Genomic DNA, 19,993 nt, shown 5'->3' with positions numbered 1-19,993 from the left:
CATCACCAACCGAGAAAGAGACCTACCATGACTAGCATGAAAAAAACCCTGCTGCTCGCCGCGCTTGCCGTTGCCATGCCTTTGTTCGCCGGACAGGCTCAGGCGGCAGCGAATCACGGGCTCATGACGATCATCGTCAACGACCCGGCCAACCCGTACTGGCTCACCGAAGGCAAGGTCGCGGCCGCCGAAGCGAAGAAGCTCGGCTACACCGCCAACGTCGCTGCCTCGAAGGGCGACACGAACACCGAAAGCCAGCTGATCGATACCGCGATCACCAACAAGTCGGTGGCGATCATTCTCGATCCGGCGAACGCGAGCGGCTCGATCGGCGCGGTGAAGAAGGCCGTGGCGGCGCATATTCCGGTGTTCCTCGTCAACGCCGAAATCAACCAGGAAGGTCTCGCGAAAGCGCAGCTCGTGTCGAACAACGCGCAGGGCGCGGCACTCGGCGCCGAGCAATGGGTGAAGGACGTCGGCACGAAGGGCAACTTTGTCGAGCTGCTCGGCGCGCCGTCCGACAACAACGCGGCGACGCGCTCGAACGGCTACCGCTCGGTGCTGAGCCAGTATCCCGACCTGAAGGAAGTCGGCTCGCAGGTCGCGAACTGGGACCGCACGCAGGGCTTCAACGCGACGCAGAGCCTGCTGCAGGCGCACCCGGACATCATCGGCCTGATCAGCGGCAATGACGAGATGGCGCTCGGCGCGATCGCCGCGCTCAAGCAGGCGGGCAAGCTGTCGCAGGTGAAGGTGGGCGGCTTCGACGGGTCGCCGGCGGCGGTGGCGGCGATCAAGGCCGGCGAACTGCAGTACACGGTGCTGCAGCCGGTCGCGACGTTTGCCGCGAAGGCCGTGGAAGAAGCGAACTCGTATCTGAAGACGGGCAAGACCGGCGCGAAGAGCGAGAAGCAGCTGTTCGACTGCGTGCTGATCACGAAGGCCAACGTGTCGAAGTACATCGCACCGTTCACGCTCGCGAAGTAATCCGGCGCGCCGCCGCCGCGCGGTGCTGCGATGCACCGGCGGCGGGCGTCGACAGGCCGGGCGGGCGCGCGCGGTTCGCGCCGCCCGCCGCGCGCCGACGCGGCGCGCACTCATGCAGCCGATTGACGAATTCATCATGATCAAGACCCCTTTCTGGATTGGCACCAGCTGGAAGATGAACAAGACGCTGGCGCAGGCGCGGGCCTTCGCCGAAGGTCTGCTCGCCGGCGACGCCGATCCCCGGGTGCAACGCTTCGTGATTCCGCCGTTCACGGCGATTCGCGAAGTGAAGGCGCTGCTTGCGCACACGAGCGTGAAGGTCGGCGCGCAGAACATGCATTGGGCCGATCACGGCGCGTGGACCGGCGAGATATCGCCGCCGATGCTGGTGGATTGCGCAATGGACCTCGTCGAGCTCGGCCACTCCGAGCGGCGCGAGCATTTCGGCGAGACCGACGAGACGGTCGGGCTGAAGGTCGAGGCCGCGGTGCGCCACGGGCTGACGCCGCTCATCTGCATCGGCGAGACGCTGGCCGATCGCGAAAGCGGGCGCGCCGCCGAGGTGCTCGCCGCCGAGGTGCGCGGCGCGCTCGCGCGCCTCGCCCCGGCGCAGCAGGACGCGCCGTTGCTGTTCGCGTACGAGCCGGTCTGGGCGATCGGCGAGCGCGGCGTACCCGCAAGCGCCGATTACGCGGACGCGCGCCAGGCCGAGATCATCGCGGTCGCGCACGACGTGCTGGGCCGGCGCGTGCCGTGCCTGTACGGCGGTTCGGTCAACCCGGGCAATTGCGCGGAGCTGGCCGCCTGCGCGCATATCGACGGCCTGTTCATCGGCCGTTCCGCGTGGGACGTGGCCGGCTATCTGGACATCATCGAACGGGTCCGCGCGGTGCTCTGAGTGCACCGTCCGACGCCGTTTTAATCTGAAGGAGAGCATCGTGAAGCTTGCAATCGCGGGAGACAGTGCCGGAGCCGGCCTCGCCCATGTCCTGGCGGAATACCTGAAGGACCGTCACGACGTGTCCGAGCTATCGGAGAATGCGGCCGATCCGAAGGAGTTCTACGCGGATCTGTCCGATCGTGTCGCGTCCGGCGTGCTGCGCGGCGAGTACGATCGCGCGATTCTCGTGTGCGGCACCGGCATCGGCGTGTGCATTTCCGCCAACAAGGTGCGCGGCATTCGCGCCGCGTTATGCCACGACACGTATTCGGCGGAGCGCGCGGCGCTGTCGAACAACGCGCAGATCATCACGATGGGTTCGCGCGTGATCGGGCCGGAAGTGGCCAAGACCATCGTCGATGCGTACCTCGCGCAGACCTTCGACGAACAGGGCAAAAGCGCGGGCAACGTGTCGGCGATCGACGCGGTCGATTCGAAGTACCGCCGCTAGGCGCGGCCCGTTGCCGCGACGGCGCTTGACACGCGCGTCGCGGCGGCGGATCGGAGACACGATGCAGACCTACCTGCTCGGCCTCGATAGCGGCTCGACCGCGACCAAGGCCGTTCTGTTCGACAGCGCGGGCCACACGGTTGCGGTCGGCAGCCGGCGCGTGCCGCAGCGCCAGCCGCGCGAGCGCCACGTCGAGCGCGACATGGACGAGACGTGGGCGGCCGCGCGCGAGGCGATCCGCGAAGTGCTCGCGCGCAGCGAGGTGCCTGCCGACGCGATTGCCGCGGTCGGCGTGACCGGGCACGGCGACGGCGTCTATCTGGTGGATCGGGCCGGCGCGCCGCTGGGCCCCGGCATCCTGTCGCTCGACAGCCGCGCTGTCGAGGTGCGCGATCAGTGGCGCGACGCCGGCGTGCTCGACGCGGCGCTCGAACTGAGCGGGCAGCGCCCCTATCCGTATGCGGCGGCGAGCCTGCTGAAATGGATTCAGGTGAACGAGCCGGCGCGCTTTGCGCGCATCGGCCATGTGCTGTTCTGCAAGGACTGGCTGCGTCTGTGCCTGACCGGCGTGCCGGCGACGGATCCGACCGAGGCCAGTTCGTCCTTCACCGATGTCCGCACGCAGGGCTACAGCAGCGACGTGCTGGCGCTCTACGGTCTGACCGCGCTTGCCGGCGCATTGCCGCCGATCGTGCCGTCGGCCGCGCTCGCGGGGCGCGTGAGCGCGCAGGCGGCGCAGCAGACCGGGCTCAGGGAGGGCACGCCGGTCGCGTGCGGTCTGCACGACGTGACGTCGAGCGCGGTCGGCATCGGGTATACCGAGGCCGGCGCGCTGTCGATGACGGCCGGGACCTTCAGCATCAACGGCATCCTGTCCGACCATCCGCAGCGGGATCCGCGCTGGTCGTGCCGCAACGGCACGCGAGCGGGCCAGTGGATGAACATGTCGATTTCGCCCGCGTCGTCGAGCAATGTCGACTGGTGTCTGCGCGAATGCTTCGCACACGAAGCCAACGAGGCCGCGCGGCGCGGCGTGTCGCTGTTCGCGCTGATCGAGGACGAACTGCAGGCGGCCTTCAGCGGGCCGAGCTCCGTGATGTTCCACCCGTTCCTGTTCGGCTCGCCGTTCGAGGAGCCGGCAAGCGCATCGTTCTTCGGGATGCGCAGCTGGCACCGGCGCGGCCATCTGGCGCGCGCGGTGCTCGAAGGGATGATCTTCAACCACCGCTATCACGTCGAGGCGCTCACCAGCGCGTTTGCCGCAAGCCGTGCGGGGTTGACGGGCGGCGGCTCGTCGAGTCCGTTTCTTGCGCAGCTCTTTGCCGACATTCTCGGAATACCGGTCGACATCCCGCAGAGCCAGGAGGCGAGTGCGCTCGGCGCGGCGCTGTGCGCGGGCGTCGGCACGGGGCTGTTCGACTCGCTCGCGCAAGCGTGCGCGCACGCTTGCCGCATCGAGCGCACGCATCGTCCGGATGCGGCACGGCATGCGCGCTACAGCGACACGTATCGGCTGTATCTCCAGCTTCTGTCGGCCGTCGCTCCGCTGTGGCCGGCGCTCGACCGCGCGGCGACCGCGCAAGGCTAAGGAAAATTGAGGATGACGAATCGAATGCGCGAACGCGTGCCCGATCAGCTGACGCGGGAGCCGCGCATCAGCGTGCTGATCGTGGGCGGCGGCATCAACGGCGCGGGCGTGTTCCGCGACCTGTCGCTGCAGCAGGTCGATTGCCTGCTGATCGACAAGGGCGATTTCGCGTCGGGGGCGAGCTCGGCGCCGTCGCGGCTGATCCATGGCGGTCTGAAGTATCTGGAGACCGGCGAATTGCGGCTCGTCGCCGAGTCGACGCTCGAACGCAACCTGTTGCTGAAGAATGCGCCGCATGTCGTGCTGCCGCTGGAAACCGTGCTGCCGATCTATTCGGTGTTCGGCGGCATCATGGCGTCGGTGCTGCGCTTTTTCGGCGTGAAGACAAAGCTCGCGGATCGCGGTGCGATCATTTCGAAGCTCGGTCTGACGCTGTACGATTTTCTCGGCCGGCATGCGCGGACCATGCCGCGGCACCGCCTCGCGCTGCGCGCCCGCGCGCGGCGGGAACTGCCGCTGCTCGATCCGGCCATCAAGGCGACGGCGACCTATTACGACGCGCAGGTGACGCAGGCGGAACGCCTGAATTACGAACTGGTCGCCGACGGCCTCGCCGCCTGCGAGCGGTCCGTCGCGGCGAACTACGTGAGCGTCGACCATGTGGAGGGCGACACGGTCTGGCTGCGCGATCTCGTGGACGACCGGCTGTTCCCGGTGAAGCCGACGCTCGTGATCAACGCGGGCGGTGCGTGGATCGACCGGGTGAACCGCTCGCTCGGCATCGAGCGGCACTATATCGGCGGCGCGAAGGGCTCGCACCTGATCGTCGATCATCCGCAACTGCATGCGCAGTTGCGTGGGCGCATGGTGTACTTCGGATCGCGGGACGGCCGCATCTGCCTCGTCTATCCGTTCATGGACAAGCTGCTGGTCGGCTCGACCGACATCCGCGTCGACGACCCGGACCGGGTTCGCTGCGAGGACAGCGAAGTCGATTACATGCTCGGCGTGCTCAAGGAGATTTTTCCCGCGCTGCGGCTCGACGCAGCGGACATCGTCTACCGCTATAGCGGCGTGCGGCCGCTGCCGTATTCGGACGCGGCGAACCCGGGCGACGTGAGCCGCGACCACGTCGTGCACGTCGATCATCTCCCGGACACGCCGATTCCAGTGCTGTCGCTCGTCGGCGGAAAATGGACCACGTTTCGCGGCTTCGCGGCATCCGTGACGGACGATGTGCTCGCGCGCCTCGCACGCACGCGCCGCGTCGATACGCGCGACCTGCCGATCGGCGGCGGCCGCGATTTCCCGCGCGGCGCGGCGGCCCGCGCCGCATGGGTGAGCGCGCTGGCCGCCGGCGGCGCGGTGAGCGCCGGGCGCGCCGACGCGCTGCTGTCGCGTTACGGCACGCGTGCGTCGGCGGTGGCGCAGTTCTGCGCGCCGCTGCAGGGCGCCCCCGACGACGTGCCGCTTGCCAGCGCGCCCGATTACACCGTGCGCGAAATCCAGTACCTGTGCGAGCACGAAGCAGTCACGCATCTGGCCGACCTGCTGTTGCGCCGCACGCCGTTCGCGCTCGCCGGCCGGCTAGGTCCCGCGCTGCTGAGCGAGACCGCCGCGCTTGCGGCCGGCGTGCTCGGCTGGGATGCGCTGCGCACGCAGCGCGAAATCGACGCGCTCAGCACGCTCGTGCAAGAGCGTCACGGCGTGGCGATGCGGGCCTCCGAAGCGGCGCATTGAGGCCGCAGCGGCGAGGCCGCGTCGGCCGAGCCCAGCAGGCGCTGCAGCCGCTTTTCGGCCGCGAAGTAGGTTTTGGCGGAAGCGGCGGCGAGTTCTTCGTCGTACAGCCGCAGAAGGGCTTCGATGGCCTGCACTGCGTCGTCGCCCACCTGCCATTGGCCGGTGTGCTGCGCGGCCTGGACGGTCTTGTCGAGCGCGGCTTCGGCGGCGAGGAACGTCGCGTCGTCCGTGCAGCCCACGCTGATCTGCCGCAAGAAGAACGTCATGTACACGATGCGCGTCAGTTGCATGACCGAATCGCGATTGCCCTCCTGCGCGCGGCTGCCGACGAGCGCGAGGTGCCCTCGCAGCGACAGGCTGCGCACGCATTCCGCCGGGATCGGCAGCAGCAGGTCTTTCGACACCGCCCGAAAGGAAGCCGTTGAACGCTGATGCACTGCCGACCGCGGTCGTTTCATGCCGGGACCCCCTCATGGCGGATTCATCGCCGACGGCGTCGGCGAAGGCGGGCTCGTGAGCCTCGCGCGCATCCTGGGCAGGTCAATCATTTGATTGAGTTTGATCAAATGCGCAGCGACGGAAAATATAGCCACGCGCGCGTGTGCTGTCAATGTTCTTCTGGTTTGGGGTATCGGGCCGCGAATTACGGAGATTTTTAATTAAAATGTGTGCTTCAGGCGGTTAATAGGCCTGAAAGCGGAGAGGAGGCATCGAGAGGCGAATTGATCATATGTGCAATAATGATCAAATGTTCATATGGGTAAGCCTGGCCAGACCCCGCCAGGCCCGGGCGGGACCGTTCCTCCCGGACTGCGCCGCGAAGGGCGGCCCCTATAATGAGCAGCCCGCGCGCGGTCCGCGCAGCGCGTCCCGACACCGGATCAAGTCAAGCCGCCATGGATACCGACGAACTCACCCGCCTCGCGATGCTCTACTACGTCGACGGTCAGACGCAGGAGGATCTCGCGCGGACGTTCTCGATCTCGCGCGCCAAGGTCAGCCGGCTGCTCAAGCGCGCGCAGGAAGAGGGCATCGTCGAGATCCGCGTGCGTCACCACGCGCGCGATACGAGCGATCTCGAACAGACGCTGATGGCGCGTTTCGGCTTGCAGCGCGCGATCATTTCCGTGAACCACAAGGATCAGGACAAGCAGCGCGAACTGCTGGCGGGGCTTGTCGCGAGCCATCTGGACCGCGTGCTCGCGGACGACACGATCGTGGCGGTCGGCATGGGGCGCAACATCAGCACGGTGTCGGGCCACGCGATCTCGTCCACGCGGCGCCAGTGCAGCTTCGTCTGCGCGATCGGCGGCGCGTATCGCGGCGGCGAGACGATGAACGCCGATCACACGTGCCGGCGTTTCGCCGCGCGCTTCGGCGGCGAGAGCGAGACGCTCTATGCGCCCGCGCTGGTCATCGACCCGCAGGTGCGCGCGGCGCTGCTCGACGACGACACGGTCCGGCAGACGCTCGACCACGCGCGCCGCGCGCAGCTCGCGCTGATCGGCATTGGCGAAGTCAACGAGGACAGCAGCATGGTCCGCATGGGCTGGTTCACCGCGGCGGAGATTGCGGCCGCGCGCAAGCTGGGCGCGGTCGGCGACATGATGGGCTACGACTTCATCGATCTGAACGGCGCCACCGTGTGCACGCCGTTCGCGAGCCGCGTGATCGGGCTGTCGCTCGCGGACCTGATCCGCATTCCGAACGTGATCGCGGTCGCGAGCGAGATCACCAAGACCACGGCGGTGCTCGGCGCGCTGCGCACCGGTGCGATCAACACGCTCGCGACGACCACGGCGATCGCGCAGGCGGTCCTGAGTCTCGACGAGGCGACCCGTCCCGCGGGCGCCACGGCGGCCGCCGCCGCCGGGCCGGCCTGAGCGCCGGCCTGACAAGCCGTCGCGAGCGCACGCGGCGCCCGCGACGTGCAGATATTGGCCATCCTGGCCCATCGCGTGCGGAAACTGGCGAAAAAGTATGGAAAAAACGGCCTAAAGTGAGTGGAGTACAAGCGGCCCAACCCGTAAATTTCCACTCACGCAAGCGCTTGCCGGTGATCGTGCCGGCCGGGCGAGGCGGACCGAATCATACAAGTGGGGAGACGGCATCATGATGCGCCCGGATCTGGAAGTCGTTGAGGTACGCTGCGGCGAGTCGTTCAAGGCCTGGTCGCACGGCTACCCGTACAAGACGGTCCGCTGGCATTTCCACCCCGAGTTCGAGTTGCAGATGATCGTCGCGACGAGCGGCCGCTACTTCGTCGGCGATCACGTTGGCGCGTTCGCGCCGGGCAATCTCGTGCTGATGGGGCCGAACCTGCCGCACAACTGGGTCAGCGACGTGTCCGACGGCGAGCACGTCGAGCGCCGCAATCTCGTGATCCAGTTCGGCCAGCCGTTCGTCGAACGCTGCATGAGCGCGTTTCCCGAGTGCCACGACGCCCAGCCGCTGCTCGACGGCGCGCGCCGCGGCATCCTGTTCGATGCGGACACGAGTGCGGCGATCGCGCCGCTGTTCGAAGCGCTCATCGCGGCACGCGGGATGCGCCGTATCTCGCTGTTCCTGCGCATCTTCGAGCGCCTGTGCGAAGCGAAGGAGCAGACGCCGCTCGCGAGCGTCGGCTACGCGCAGACCGAGGTGCCGTCCACGCATCTGAGCCACGCGCTCGCGTACATCGGCAAGAACCTCGCATCCGATCTGCGGGAATCGGATCTCGCCCGGCTGACCGGGCAGAGCGTCAGGACGTTTTCGCGCGCGTTCCACCGGCACATGGGCACCCCGTTCGTGCAGTACGTGAACCGTCTGCGGATCGAGGCGGCGTGCCACATGCTGCTCGCCGACGGGATGAGCATCACGGATATCTGCTTCCAGTCCGGCTTCAATAACGTATCGAATTTCAACCGCCAGTTTCGCGCGGCCAAGGGCATGTCGCCGTCCGAGTTCCGCGCGCTGCAGCGCCTGAACGCGCGCAGCCGCGAGACGAACCTGCACGCGCCGTCCGAGGGCAGCCCCGACCACGTATCGACACCGGGCCTGAACGGCCGGTACGCGACACCCGTCGGCGCGGCACTGAGTCCTCCGCCCCGATAGCGGGCGTCTCGCTCCACGCGATTTCCACGCTCCGGTAGTACCCTGCCGCACCCGTTCTTCGCGGGTGTGCGGGCTTCGTTCACCCTGAAAAAAGCTGCATCACATCCTAGGAGACACTGTCATGCCCTTCAAGTCCTTCAAGTCCTTCATGCCGCTTCGCCCGGTCGCCGTGGCAGGCGCGCTCGCCACGGCACTCGTGCTGCCGGTGTCGTCCCATGCCGCGCCGTTGCGGATCGGCATGACGTTCCAGGAACTGAACAACCCGTACTTCGTGACGATGCAAAAAGCGCTCGATGCGGCGGCCGCGTCGATCGGCGCGCAGGTGATCGTGACCGATGCGCATCACGACGTCAGCAAGCAGGTCAACGACGTCGAGGACATGCTGCAGAAGAAGATCGACATCCTGCTCGTGAATCCGACCGACTCCACCGGCATCCAGTCCGCGGTCACCGCCGCCAAGCGGGCCGGGGTCGTGGTGGTCGCGGTGGATGCGAACGCGGACGGCCCGGTCGATTCGTTTGTCGGCTCGAAAAACTACGATGCGGGGCTGCTGTCGTGCCAGTACCTCGCGAAGGCGATCGGCGGCAACGGCGAGGTCGCGATCCTCGACGGCATTCCGGTCGTGCCGATTCTCGAACGCGTGCGCGGCTGCAAGGCGGCGCTCGCGAAGTTCCCCGGCGTGAAGCTGGTCGATACGCAGAACGGCAAGCAGGAACGCGCGACCGCGCTCTCCGTGACCGAAAACATGATTTCCGCCCACCCGAACCTGAAGGGCGTGTTCAGCGTGAACGACGGCGGCGCGATGGGCGCGTTGAGCGCGATCGAAGGCTCCGGCAAGGACATCAGGCTGACGAGCGTGGACGGCGCGCCGGAGGCGATCGCCGCGATCCAGAAGCCGGACTCGAAGTTCATCGAGACGACCGCGCAGTTCCCGGCCGACCAGGTGCGCATTGCGCTCGGCATCGCGCTCGCGAAGAAGTGGGGTGCCACGGTGCCGAAGGCGATCCCGGTCGACGTGAAGGTGATCGACCGGAGCAACGCGAAGGGCTTCAGCTGGTAACGGCAACGGATAACAGCGGCCGGAGGCGGCGTCGCGGCACGGATGCGCGACGGCGCCGCGGCACGGGAGCAGCAGATGGATACGATACTCAGACTCGAACGGATCACGAAAAGCTTTCCGGGCGTGAAGGCGCTGCAAGGCATCGATCTCGAGATTGCGCGCGGCGAGATTCACGCGCTGCTCGGCGAAAACGGCGCGGGCAAATCGACGCTGATGAAGATTCTCTGCGGAATCTATCCGCCCGACGACGGCGCAATCGGGATCGACGGCGAGGCGCGCCACTTCACGAACTATCACGACGCGGTGGCCGCGGGCGTCGGGATCGTGTTTCAGGAGTTCAGCCTGATCCCGCATCTGGACGCGGTCGACAACCTGTTTCTCGGCCGCGAGCGGACGAACCGCTGGCGCCTGCGCGACCGGGCGGCCATGCGCCGCAGCGCCGCGGCGATCTTCGCGCGGCTCGGCGTCGCGATCCCGCTCGACGCGCCGGTTCGCACGCTGTCGGTCGCCCAGCAGCAGTTCGTCGAGATCGGCAAGGCGCTGTCGCTCGACGCGCGCATCCTGATCCTCGACGAACCGACTGCCACCCTTACGCCGGCCGAAGCGGCCCATCTGTTCGCGATCATGCGCGAGCTGAAACGGCAGGGCGTGACGATGATCTTCATCTCGCACCACCTCGAAGAGATTTTCGACGTGTGCGACCGGATCACGGTGTTGCGCGACGGCCAGTACATCGGCACGACCGACGTCGCGCGGACGGACGTCGGCCGTCTCGTCGAGATGATGGTCGGGCGGCGCGTCGAACACGGCTTTCCGCCGCGGCCCGCGCCGCGCGCGGATGCGCAACCCGTGCTCGAAGTGAGCGCGCTGCAGCTGGCGAAAGACGCGCCGGTGAATGCGTTCACGCTGCACGAAGGCGAGATTCTCGGCTTTGCGGGCCTCGTCGGTTCGGGGCGAACCGAGACGGTGCGCGCGGTGATCGGCGCGGACCGCGCGTGGCGCAAGTCGGTTCGCGTGCACGGCGCGCCCGCGCAGCTCGCCGATCCCGCCGATGCGCTCGGCGCCGGCATCGGCATGCTGCCCGAGAGCCGCAAGACGGAAGGGCTCGTCACGTCGTTTGCGATCCGCGACAACATCTCGCTGAACAACCTCGGCAAGTACCGCCGCGCGGGCGGCTTCATCGATCGCGGCCACGAGGCGCGCACGACGGCCGACATCATGAAGCGCGTCGGCGTGAAGGCGCCGTCGATGCACACCGAGGTCGCGGCGCTGTCCGGCGGCAATCAGCAGAAGGTGGTGATCGCGCGCTGGCTCAACCACCACACGAAGATCCTGATCTTCGACGAGCCGACGCGCGGCATCGACGTCGGCGCCAAAGCGGAGATCTACGGGCTGATGCGCGAACTCACCGCGCGCGGCTACGCGATCATCATGATTTCATCGGAACTGCCGGAGATCGTCGGCATGTGCGACCGCGTCTGCGTATTTCGCCAGGGGCGCATCGAGGCCACGCTCGAAGGCGACAGCATCAACGCGAACACGGTCATGACCTATGCGACGGCCGGCAAGCCAGGAGCGACCCATGAACCAGCCTGATACCTCGTCTTCTTCCTCGAATGTGCCGGCCGCCGCCGCGCAGGCGCGCCACGCGCCGCTCGTCGCTGGCTGGGCGAACCTGACACGCTCGACGCTGTTTTATCCGCTGCTCGGCCTCGTGGTCGTCTGCGGGGTGATGATGGTCGCGAGCCGCAGCTTTCTGAGTGCGGCGAATCTCGAGAACGTGCTGCGCCAGGTGTCGATCAACGCGATCATCGCGGTCGGGATGACCTGCGTGATCCTGACCGGCGGCATCGACCTGTCGGTCGGCTCGGTGATGGCGCTCTCGGGCACGCTCGCGGCGGGGCTGATGGCCGCCGGCCTCAACGCGGTGGCGGCGTTCGGCGTCGGGCTCGCGGTCGGCATCGGCTTTGGCGCGGCGAACGGCTTTTTCGTCGCGAAGGCCGGCATGCCGTCGATCATCGTGACGCTCGCGACAATGGGCATCGCGCGCGGGCTCGGGCTGATCTACACGGGCGGCTATCCGATCGACGGGCTGCCGGACTGGATCGGCGTCTTCGGCAACGGCAATGCGCTCGGCGTGCCGGTGCCGGTGCTCGTGATGCTGGGGGTCTACCTGTGCGCATGGCTGCTGCTCGAACGCATGCCGTTCGGCCGCTACGTGTACGCGATCGGCGGCAACGAGCAGGCAACCCGTCTGTCCGGCGTGCGGGTCGCGCGCGTGAAGCTGCTCGTCTACACGATTTCCGGTTTCACGTCCGCGATTGCCGCGATCGTGCTGACCGGGCGCCTGATGAGCGGACAGCCGAACGCGGGCGTCGGTTTCGAACTCGATGCGATCGCGGCCGTCGTGATGGGCGGCACGTCGATCTCCGGCGGGCGCGGTTCGATCGTCGGCACGCTGATCGGCGCGCTGCTGCTCGGCGTGCTGAACAACGGCCTGAACATGATCGGCGTCGATCCTTATGTGCAGAACGTGATCAAGGGCGCAATCATCCTGCTCGCGATCTATATCAGCCGCGAACGCTCGCGGTAACTCAACTCATCGTCGCTACCGACACACAGGGACTTCCCATGACGACACACGAAGCCACGCAGGACATGACCGCGATTGTCTGCCACGCGCCCGAAGACTACCGCGTCGAGCGTGTGACGAAGCCGCGCGCGGGTCCGCACGAACTGGTGATCCGGATCGCCGCGTGCGGCATCTGCGCGAGCGACTGCAAATGCTACAAGGGCGCGAAGATGTTCTGGGGCGGGTCGAGCCCGTGGGTGAAGGCGCCGGTCATTCCAGGCCACGAATTCTTCGGCTATGTCGAGGAACTCGGCAGCGGCGCGGCCGAACATTTCGGTGTGCAGATGGGCGAGCGCGTGATCGCCGAGCAGATCGTGCCGTGCGGCAAGTGCCGCTATTGCCGCTCGGGCGAGTACTGGATGTGCGAGGTGCACCACATCTTCGGCTTTCAGCGCGAGGTCGCCGACGGCGGCATGGCCGAGTACATGCGCATTCCGTCCACCGCGATCGTGCACAAGATCCCGCTTGGCGTGTCGCTCGAAGACGCGGCGATCATCGAGCCGCTGTCGTGTGCGATCCATACGGTCAATCGCGGCGACATCCAGCTGGACGACGTCGTCGTGATCGCGGGGGCGGGGCCGCTGGGTCTGATGATGACCCAGGTTGCGCGCCTGAAGACGCCGAAGAAGCTCGTCGTGATCGATATGCTCGACGAACGCCTCGATCTCGCGAAGCAGTACGGAGCGGACGTGACGATCAACCCGCGGCGCGACGACGCGCTCGCGATCGTGCAGGCGCTCACCGGCGGCTACGGCTGCGACGTGTACATCGAAACCACCGGCGTCGCGGCCGGCGTGAGCCAGGGGCTCGCGCTGATCCGCAAGCTCGGGCGCTTCGTCGAATTCAGCGTGTTCGGCGAGGATGCGACCGTCGACTGGTCGATCATCGGCGATCGCAAGGAACTCGACGTGCGCGGCGCGCATCTGGGGCCGTACTGCTATCCGGTCGCGATCGACCTGCTCGCGAGGGGGCTCGTCACGTCGAAAGGGATTGTCACGCACGGCTTCACGCTCGACGAGTGGCACGAGGCGATCCGGATCGCGAACTCGCCGGAGTCGGTCAAGGTGCTGCTGAAGCCCGCGCGCGGATCATGACGGCCGCCCGATTCGATTTCGCCGGCAAGCGGGTGCTGGTCACGGGCGCATCGAGCGGCATCGGGCGCGCGTGCGCCCGCGCGCTCGCGCGCGACGGCGCGCACGTCGTGGCGGCGGCGCGCGACATGACCGCGCTCGCTGCGCTTGCCGGCGAAGCCGGTTGCGAGACGCTGCGACTCGACGTGTCCGGCGACGGCGATGCGATCGACGCCGCGCTGGGCGCGCTCGATGCGTTCGACGGTCTTGTGAACTGCGCGGGCGTGTCGTCGCTCGAATCGTCGCTCGATGTCGACGCACAGCACTTCGATCGCGTGATGGCGGTCAACGCGCGCGGCGCAGCGCTTGTCGCGCGCACCGTCGCGCGCGGGATGCTCAGGTGCGATGCGCGCGGCGGCGGGCACGACAGGGGGCGCGTCGCGGGCAGCATCGTGAACGTGTCGAGCCAGGCCGCGCTGGTCGGTCTGCCCGCCCATCTGAGCTATTGCGCGTCGAAGGCGGCGCTCGACGCGATCACGCGCGTGCTGTGCATCGAACTCGGCCCGCACGGCATTCGCGTGAACAGCGTGAATCCGACCGTGACGTTGACGCCGATGGCGACCTTCGCATGGAGCGATCCGGCGAAAAGCGATCCGATGCTCGCCGCGATTCCGCTTGGGCGCTTCGCGCAGCCGGACGAGGTGGTGGCGCCGATCCTGTTTCTGCTGAGCGACGCGGCGTCGATGATCAGCGGCGTGTCGCTGCCGGTGGACGGCGGGTATACGGCACGGTAACGGCGCTGCCCGGCGGTAGCGCGGACGCGTTTCGTAGGGGTGCCCGGCATGCGTGCCGTCATGCCGCGCGTTCGGGCGGCGCGTCCGTGGGCGGGTCGCCCTCGGGCAACGGCGGCGGCATGTCGTCGGGCAGCGGCGGCGGCGGGGGCTTGCGATGCGGGTCTGCGGGCGGCGTGGACGGCAGGTGGGCGCCAGGGCGGATGCGTGTTCGGGTGAGGGGCCGGAACCCCGCCGTCGCTGCGGTCATGAAGAACTCCTTTCGATGTCGATGGGCAGGGGCACGGCCGGTCTGCGTGCGATCTTCGTGCGATCTTCGTGCGGTCCGCGTGCGGGTGAAGCGTGTGCAGCCGGCGTGTGCGATCCGCGTGTGCGATCGTGTGCAATCCGCGTGCCGCGCTCGCCGGACCCGGCGGTGCGCCCGTGCGGCGCGGCGCGCGCAAGCATTGCAACGTCCCCGTAAAGTTTGCAACGCAAGGGACGATGGCCTTGCCGATCGGCCCGGAACGCATCGGTTGGCGAAGCATGGGCCTGCAACGCAGGCCACGCGGGATCGCGCTGTGCGTCACGGAGCGACGAACCACAAGCGTTACAAGCCCCACCGGCACCACCGGCCCCACCGGCACCACCGCGCGAGCGCGGGCATCGGCCTTGCTGCGCCCACAGGCAACCGCCGGTCGATGTACGATCGCTCGCGATGTGCCGGCGGACGGAAAGGCGTGGGCCCGACCGACATTGCGCCGCACGCGCAGCACGCGACGCAGCCGGCGCGGCGCATGCCGTGACGCAGCGTGCGTCGTCAAGGAGCGGAAGTGTCGAGGCAGGGGCGGGCCGATGCACATGCCGAGGCGCGGCCGCCGTCCACCGGAAGACCTTCCTGAGAGCCATCATGTCACTGATCGTAGCCGGTCGCTTTACGACCTTTCCCGCCGCCGAGGATGCCGCGAGCCGGCTGTTCGCGCGCGGCTTCGTCGAAGAGGACGTGTCGCTGTTCTTCGTGAATCCGCGCGGACAGCACGCGCGTCATCCGATCGGCGGCGACGTGGGCGTCGACAGCGAGTCCGAGCGGGCCAGCACCGGAGCCGGCAAGGGGGGCGCAATCGGCGCGCTGATCGGCGCGGTGGTCGGCGTTGCCATCTTCCGCTCGATGTCCGCGTCGCTGCTCGTGCTGATCGTCGCAGCAGGCGTCGGCGCGTATGTCGGCTCGCTGGCCGGCGCGATGTCGCACATGCGCGGCGGCGGACGGATTCCGCGCGCCCATGTGCATCGCGAATCGCGCGATTCGGGCGTGCTGCTCGCGGTCCACGTCACGCCCGACACGCAGCAGACGGCCACCGAGGTCCTGCGCGAAGCCGGCAGCCTGGAGATCGAGCGCGCCACCGGGCGCTGGCAGCAAGGCCGCTGGGCGGATTTCGATCCGACCCGCGTCGTGGAGCCGGTCGACGCCGCATAAGTCGCATAAGCCGCACAAGTCGCACAAGTCGCATAAGCCGGGCAAGCCGCATAAGCCGGGCAAGCCGGGCAAGCCGCATAAACAAGCCGCGCGCGAATGAGCGAACCACGGGCGCACGCCTGCCGCCGGTCCGTTCAGATCGCCACCTGCGCGCCCATTTCGATCACGCTTTCCGGCGCGAGCCCATAGTATTCGGCGCTCGATGCCGAATGAAACGACATCTGCGCGAACAGCGCGTGCCGCCAGCGCGCCATTGCCTCGGTGCCGTCGGGCGCGATCACTTCGTCGCGCGGCAGGAAATACGTGGTGTGCGCCGGATCGTAGCGCCAGTCGCCGAGCTTGCCTTCCAGCAACTTGAGCAGCGCGGGCAGATTCGGCCGTTCGACGAAGCCATGACGCGCGACCACCTGAAAACAGCCGTGGCCGAGGTCCGTGACTTCGAGGCGCGTGTCGCTGTTGGCGCGCGGCGCGGATTCGGCGAGATTCGCGAACACGATCGCGGTCCGGTGCAGCACGCGGTTATGGCGCACGTTGTGGTGCAGCGTCGGCGGTGTCGCGCCGGGCGTGCTGCCGGGGTAGACGGCGGTGCCGGGCACCCGCGCGAGCGGCTCGGCCTCGGCGAGCAGCCGCGGCAGAAATGCGTCGAGCGGTTCGCTTTCGCGCGCGCTGCGCGCGGCGATCTGGCGTCCGCGATACCACGTCGTCATCAGCGCGAAGAGCAGCAGGCCGACCGAGATCGGGAACCAGCCGCCGTCGACGATCTTCGGCACGTTCGCGGCGATCAGCATGCCGTCGACCGCCAGCAGCGCAAGTGCGACCGCCGCCACCGCGAACACCGGCCACTTCCACGCATGTCGCGACAGGCCGACCATCTGCAGCGTCGTCGTGAACATCGTCAACGCGACCGCAATGCCGTAGGCGGACGTGAGCTTCGCCGACGAACGGAACGTCAGCACGAGAAACAGCACGGCGGCGAACAGCACCGCGTTGACCGCCGGCACGTACACGCGCCCGCGCTGCCGGCGCGAGGTTTCGACGACGCGCAGCCGCGGCATGAAGCCCAGTTCGATCGCCTGACTCGTCATTGAAAACGCGCCCGAGATGACCGCCTGCGAGGCGATCACGGTGGCCAGCATGGCGAGCGCGACACCCGGCATCAGCGCCCAGTGCGGGACCGCGTGAAAGAACGGCTGCTGCGCCGAGCCCGGCTGGAACAGGATCGTCGCGCCCTGTCCGAAGTAGCCGAGCACGATGGATGGAAACACGACGAGCAGCCACGCCGTGCGGATCGGCTTCGTGCCGAAGTGCCCGATGTCGGCATAGAGCGCCTCGGCGCCCGTCAAGGCGAGAATCACCGCGCCGAGGATCACGAACGCGGTGCCCGGCGCGTGCTCGACGAGCCGCAGCGCCCAGGCGGGCGAGAGCGCGGCGAGGATGCGCGGGTGCTGCACGATCCGGTAGACGCCGGTCGCGGCGAGAAAGAGGAACCACAGCGCCATCACCGGTCCGAACCAGCGGCCGACCACGCCGGTGCCGTGCCGCTGGAACAGAAACAGCGCGATCAGGATGAGCGTGGCGAGCGGCACGACCAGCCGGCCGAAATGCGGGTCGATCTGCCGCAAGCCCTCGACTGCGGAGAGCACCGAGACCGCCGGTGTGAGCATCGAGTCGCCGTAGAACATCGCCGCGCCGAACAGGCCCACCAGCAGCAGCGTGCGCGGCAGGGGCCGGGATGCATCGTCGAAGCTCGCCTTCACGAGCGCCGAGAGCGCGATGATGCCGCCTTCGCCCTCGTTGTCCGCGCGCATCACGTAGCACGCGTACTTCAGCATGACGACGATCACGATGGCCCACAGCATCATCGACAGCGTGCCCATCACCACCGGCGCAGCAGAGGTGCCGGCGTCCATCACGCCCTGGCGCAGCGCGTAGATCGGGCTGGTGCCGATATCGCCGAACACGACCCCGAGCGAGCCGAGCACGAGCGCCGAAGCGGCCGGCTCGCGCGCGGGCCGGGGTGCGGGGACACGCTGCTCGGCGCACGGCGCGTTGCCCGGCAGCGCTGCGGTGTCGGCGCGCGCCGCGCAGGCGGCGGCGGGGGAGGCAGGACGGGACGCTTTCATGGGCTTGACCGGCGCCGCAACCGGGCGGCGTCCGTGCGGAAACGGGACGGTGCCCGATGCAGCAAATGCCGTGCCGCGCCGGTGCGGCGCAGCGCAGCCCTGGGCGCCGTGGTGGCGCCTTGGTGCGGCTGTGGCGTCGTCGTGGCGGGGCCGGCGCGCGCGCCTGCGCCCTCGTGGCGCGGGCTTGCACTGGCGGACGCGCTTACGCGAGCTTGAGCGTCACGATGCCGAGCAGGATCACGACTGCCGCAAGCGAGCGTCCGTAGCCGTGGCGCTCCTTCAGCGCGAACGCCGACAGCAGCGCGCCGAACAGGATCGCGGTTTCGCGCAGCGCCGCGACCAGCGCGACGGGTGCGCGCGTCATCGCCCACAGCACGAGCGTGTACGCGGCGAGCGTGCAGGCGCCGCCCGCGAGCCCGAGCGGCACGCGGGCGCGGCCGTGGCGCAGCAGGTCCGGGCCGCGGCGCAGCGCGGCCCAGATCACGAGCGGCGGCGCGGTCAGCGCGAAGATCCACATCGTGTACGCGACCGGATGCCCGGATACGCGCACACCGGTGCCGTCGACGAGCGTATAGCCAGCAATGACCGCCGCGTTCGCCAGCGCGAGACGGGTCGTGCGGTTCGCGAGGCCGCGGCTCGCGTGCGTGAACAGCAGACCGAGGATGCCCGCGCAGATCAGCAGGATGCCGCTCCATTCGCCGCCCGTCAGCCGCTCGCCGATCAGCGGACCGCTCGCGAGCGCGACGAGCAGCGGCGGCGTGCCGCGCATCAGCGGATACGCATGACTCATGTCGCCGCTGCGATAGGCGGCCCCCACCAGCAGGAAGTACAGCACGTGAATCGCAGCGGACGCGCCGATAAACGGCCAGCTCGGCGCGAGCGGCGCCGCGACGAACGGAAGGGCGACGACGCACAGGAGCGCGGCCCCGGCGGTCACGAACACCACGTCGAGAAACTTGTCCGGGCTGGACTTCACCACGGCATTCCAGCTCGCGTGCAGGAACGCCGCGAACAGCACGATCAGCATGACATCGACGGACATGGGTTCGCTCCAAGGTATCAGGAAGCAGAATATCTATCTTGCTGCCGGGTGGCAAACCCGATAAATTGACCATTTGCGTCACGAAAACTGACCTGAATGAAGCGAACGCTGCCTCCTCTCAATGCGTTGCGCGCCTTCGAGGCGGCAGGCCGGCTCGGCAGCTTCAAGGAAGCCGCGGCCGAGCTGCACGTGACGCACGGCGCGGTGAGCCAGCATGTGCGGCTGCTCGAAGCGTGGTTCGGCACGGCGCTGTTCGAGCGGCACAACCGGCGGGTGTCGCTGACGCCGGCCGCGAAGGCCTATCTCGACAGGATCGGTCCGGCATTCGACGAACTGGCGCGCGCGAGCGCGACGTATGGCCTTGCCGGCGCCGTCGCGCGGACGCTGACGGTGAACGCACCCGCCACCTTCACGTTGCGCTGGCTCGTGCCGCGCCTCGCGCGGTTTCGCGACCGGCATCCGGAGCTGGACGTGAAGGTCGAGACGTCGAACGAACCGGTGGAAAGCGTGAAGGACGCGCACGATGTGATCATCCGCGGCGGTCCGGATACGTTCTATGGCTACACGATGCACGTGTTCCTGTCCGAGGAGCGCGTGCCGGTGTGCAGTCCGCACCTGCTGCAGCGCGTGCCCGCGCGCACGCCCAGTGATCTGCGCGGGCATACGCTGCTGCATACGTCGAGCCTGCCGCGGCTATGGCCGGACTGGCTCGCGAAGGCCGGCGTCGCATCGCTCAGTCCAGCCGCGAGTCTGACCTTCGATCACTTCTATCTGACGCTGCAGGCGGCCATCGACGGCATTGGCATCGCGATGGGCCCGAGCGCGCTCGTCGCGGACGATCTCGCGGCCGCTCGGCTCGTGATGCCGTTCACGGGTCCGCGGCTGCCGTCACGCAGCTATTGCACGTATGTGCCCGACGCGAAGGCAGCGGACGAGCGGGTAGCGATGTTCTGTGCGTGGCTGGCGGGAGAGGGAGAGGGGGAAGGGGGGTGAAGCGGCTTGAAGAGGCTTGAAGAGGCTTGA

17 protein-coding genes are annotated in these 19,993 nt (G+C 68.2%); 14 read left to right on the top strand and 3 right to left on the bottom strand.

The features are described from left to right. Window positions 1–27: 27 nt before the first annotated feature. The 5 genes from AC3AP7_RS10455 to AC3AP7_RS10435 all read left to right on the top strand — a co-directional run bounded on the left by AC3AP7_RS10455 (window position 28) and on the right by AC3AP7_RS10435 (window position 5,706). Window positions 28–987, top strand: coding sequence for a D-ribose ABC transporter substrate-binding protein (locus AC3AP7_RS10455; RefSeq protein ID WP_475763313.1), 960 nt, complete (start codon window positions 28–30; stop codon window positions 985–987). A gap of 136 nt (window positions 988–1,123) precedes the next feature. Beyond that, window positions 1,124–1,885, top strand: coding sequence for a triose-phosphate isomerase (locus AC3AP7_RS10450; RefSeq protein ID WP_475763315.1), 762 nt, complete (start codon window positions 1,124–1,126; stop codon window positions 1,883–1,885). 40 nt (window positions 1,886–1,925) lie between these two features. Continuing rightward, window positions 1,926–2,378 carry a D-erythrulose-4-phosphate isomerase gene (derI, locus tag AC3AP7_RS10445; RefSeq protein ID WP_475763317.1) on the top strand — a complete coding sequence of 151 codons (453 nt, stop codon included), beginning with the start codon at window positions 1,926–1,928 and terminating at the stop codon, window positions 2,376–2,378. Window positions 2,379–2,439: 61 nt separating this feature from the next. Further along, window positions 2,440–3,966, top strand: coding sequence for an FGGY-family carbohydrate kinase (locus AC3AP7_RS10440; RefSeq protein WP_475763319.1), 1,527 nt, complete (start codon window positions 2,440–2,442; stop codon window positions 3,964–3,966). Window positions 3,967–3,978: 12 nt separating this feature from the next. Further along, complete coding sequence (locus tag AC3AP7_RS10435; RefSeq protein WP_475763321.1) at window positions 3,979–5,706, top strand: glycerol-3-phosphate dehydrogenase/oxidase; 1,728 nt, start codon at window positions 3,979–3,981, stop codon at window positions 5,704–5,706. Here the strand turns inward: AC3AP7_RS10435 and AC3AP7_RS10430 are convergent. Beyond that, window positions 5,667–6,164: a hypothetical protein gene (locus tag AC3AP7_RS10430; protein WP_475763323.1), complete on the bottom strand. Its 498-nt coding sequence runs from the start codon at window positions 6,162–6,164 to the stop codon at window positions 5,667–5,669. The two genes, AC3AP7_RS10435 and AC3AP7_RS10430, sit on opposite strands and share 40 nt — an antisense overlap. Before the next feature lie 438 nt (window positions 6,165–6,602). On the opposite strand from AC3AP7_RS10430, the gene AC3AP7_RS10425 reads away from it, so the two are divergent. The 8 genes from AC3AP7_RS10425 to AC3AP7_RS10390 all read left to right on the top strand — a co-directional run bounded on the left by AC3AP7_RS10425 (window position 6,603) and on the right by AC3AP7_RS10390 (window position 15,805). After that, window positions 6,603–7,589 (top strand): sugar-binding transcriptional regulator, encoded by a 987-nt coding sequence (locus AC3AP7_RS10425; RefSeq protein WP_475763325.1) that lies wholly within the window; start codon window positions 6,603–6,605, stop codon window positions 7,587–7,589. 229 nt (window positions 7,590–7,818) lie between these two features. Next, window positions 7,819–8,799, top strand: coding sequence for an AraC family transcriptional regulator (locus tag AC3AP7_RS10420; RefSeq protein ID WP_475763327.1), 981 nt, complete (start codon window positions 7,819–7,821; stop codon window positions 8,797–8,799). A 121-nt stretch (window positions 8,800–8,920) separates the two neighbouring features. Continuing rightward, on the top strand, window positions 8,921–9,859 hold the full coding sequence (locus AC3AP7_RS10415; protein WP_475763329.1) for an ABC transporter substrate-binding protein: 939 nt from the start codon (window positions 8,921–8,923) through the stop codon (window positions 9,857–9,859). Window positions 9,860–9,934: 75 nt separating this feature from the next. Next, the gene (locus AC3AP7_RS10410; protein WP_475763331.1) at window positions 9,935–11,455 is read left to right on the top strand and encodes a sugar ABC transporter ATP-binding protein; all 1,521 of its coding nucleotides are present in this window, start codon (window positions 9,935–9,937) and stop codon (window positions 11,453–11,455) included. Next, window positions 11,442–12,452 (top strand): ABC transporter permease, encoded by a 1,011-nt coding sequence (locus AC3AP7_RS10405; RefSeq protein ID WP_475763333.1) that lies wholly within the window; start codon window positions 11,442–11,444, stop codon window positions 12,450–12,452. The genes AC3AP7_RS10410 and AC3AP7_RS10405 overlap by 14 nt, the downstream gene beginning before the upstream one ends. A 38-nt stretch (window positions 12,453–12,490) precedes the next feature. Then, complete coding sequence (locus tag AC3AP7_RS10400) at window positions 12,491–13,585, top strand: alcohol dehydrogenase catalytic domain-containing protein (RefSeq protein WP_475763335.1); 1,095 nt, start codon at window positions 12,491–12,493, stop codon at window positions 13,583–13,585. Beyond that, window positions 13,582–14,355 (top strand): SDR family oxidoreductase, encoded by a 774-nt coding sequence (locus tag AC3AP7_RS10395; protein ID WP_475763337.1) that lies wholly within the window; start codon window positions 13,582–13,584, stop codon window positions 14,353–14,355. The genes AC3AP7_RS10400 and AC3AP7_RS10395 overlap by 4 nt, the downstream gene beginning before the upstream one ends. 886 nt (window positions 14,356–15,241) lie before the next feature. Then, window positions 15,242–15,805 (top strand): hypothetical protein, encoded by a 564-nt coding sequence (locus AC3AP7_RS10390; RefSeq protein WP_475763339.1) that lies wholly within the window; start codon window positions 15,242–15,244, stop codon window positions 15,803–15,805. 134 nt (window positions 15,806–15,939) lie between these two features. Here the strand turns inward: AC3AP7_RS10390 and AC3AP7_RS10385 are convergent, their stop codons facing one another. After that, entirely contained in the window at window positions 15,940–17,928 is a 1,989-nt protein-coding gene (locus tag AC3AP7_RS10385) for a potassium transporter Kup (RefSeq protein WP_475763341.1), read from the bottom strand. 202 nt (window positions 17,929–18,130) lie between these two features. Further along, entirely contained in the window at window positions 18,131–18,970 is an 840-nt protein-coding gene (locus AC3AP7_RS10380) for an EamA family transporter (protein WP_475763343.1), read from the bottom strand. Window positions 18,971–19,066: 96 nt separating this feature from the next. Between AC3AP7_RS10380 and gcvA the strand changes: the two genes are divergently transcribed. Beyond that, entirely contained in the window at window positions 19,067–19,963 is an 897-nt protein-coding gene (gene gcvA, locus AC3AP7_RS10375) for a transcriptional regulator GcvA (RefSeq protein WP_475763345.1), read from the top strand. Window positions 19,964–19,993 lie beyond the last annotated feature (30 nt).

It is taken from the genome of Paraburkholderia sp. PAMB 6770 (genome assembly GCF_057748135.1).
The sequence above is the reverse complement of the archived record's forward strand: the minus strand, read 5'-3'. Positions and strand labels throughout refer to the sequence as shown.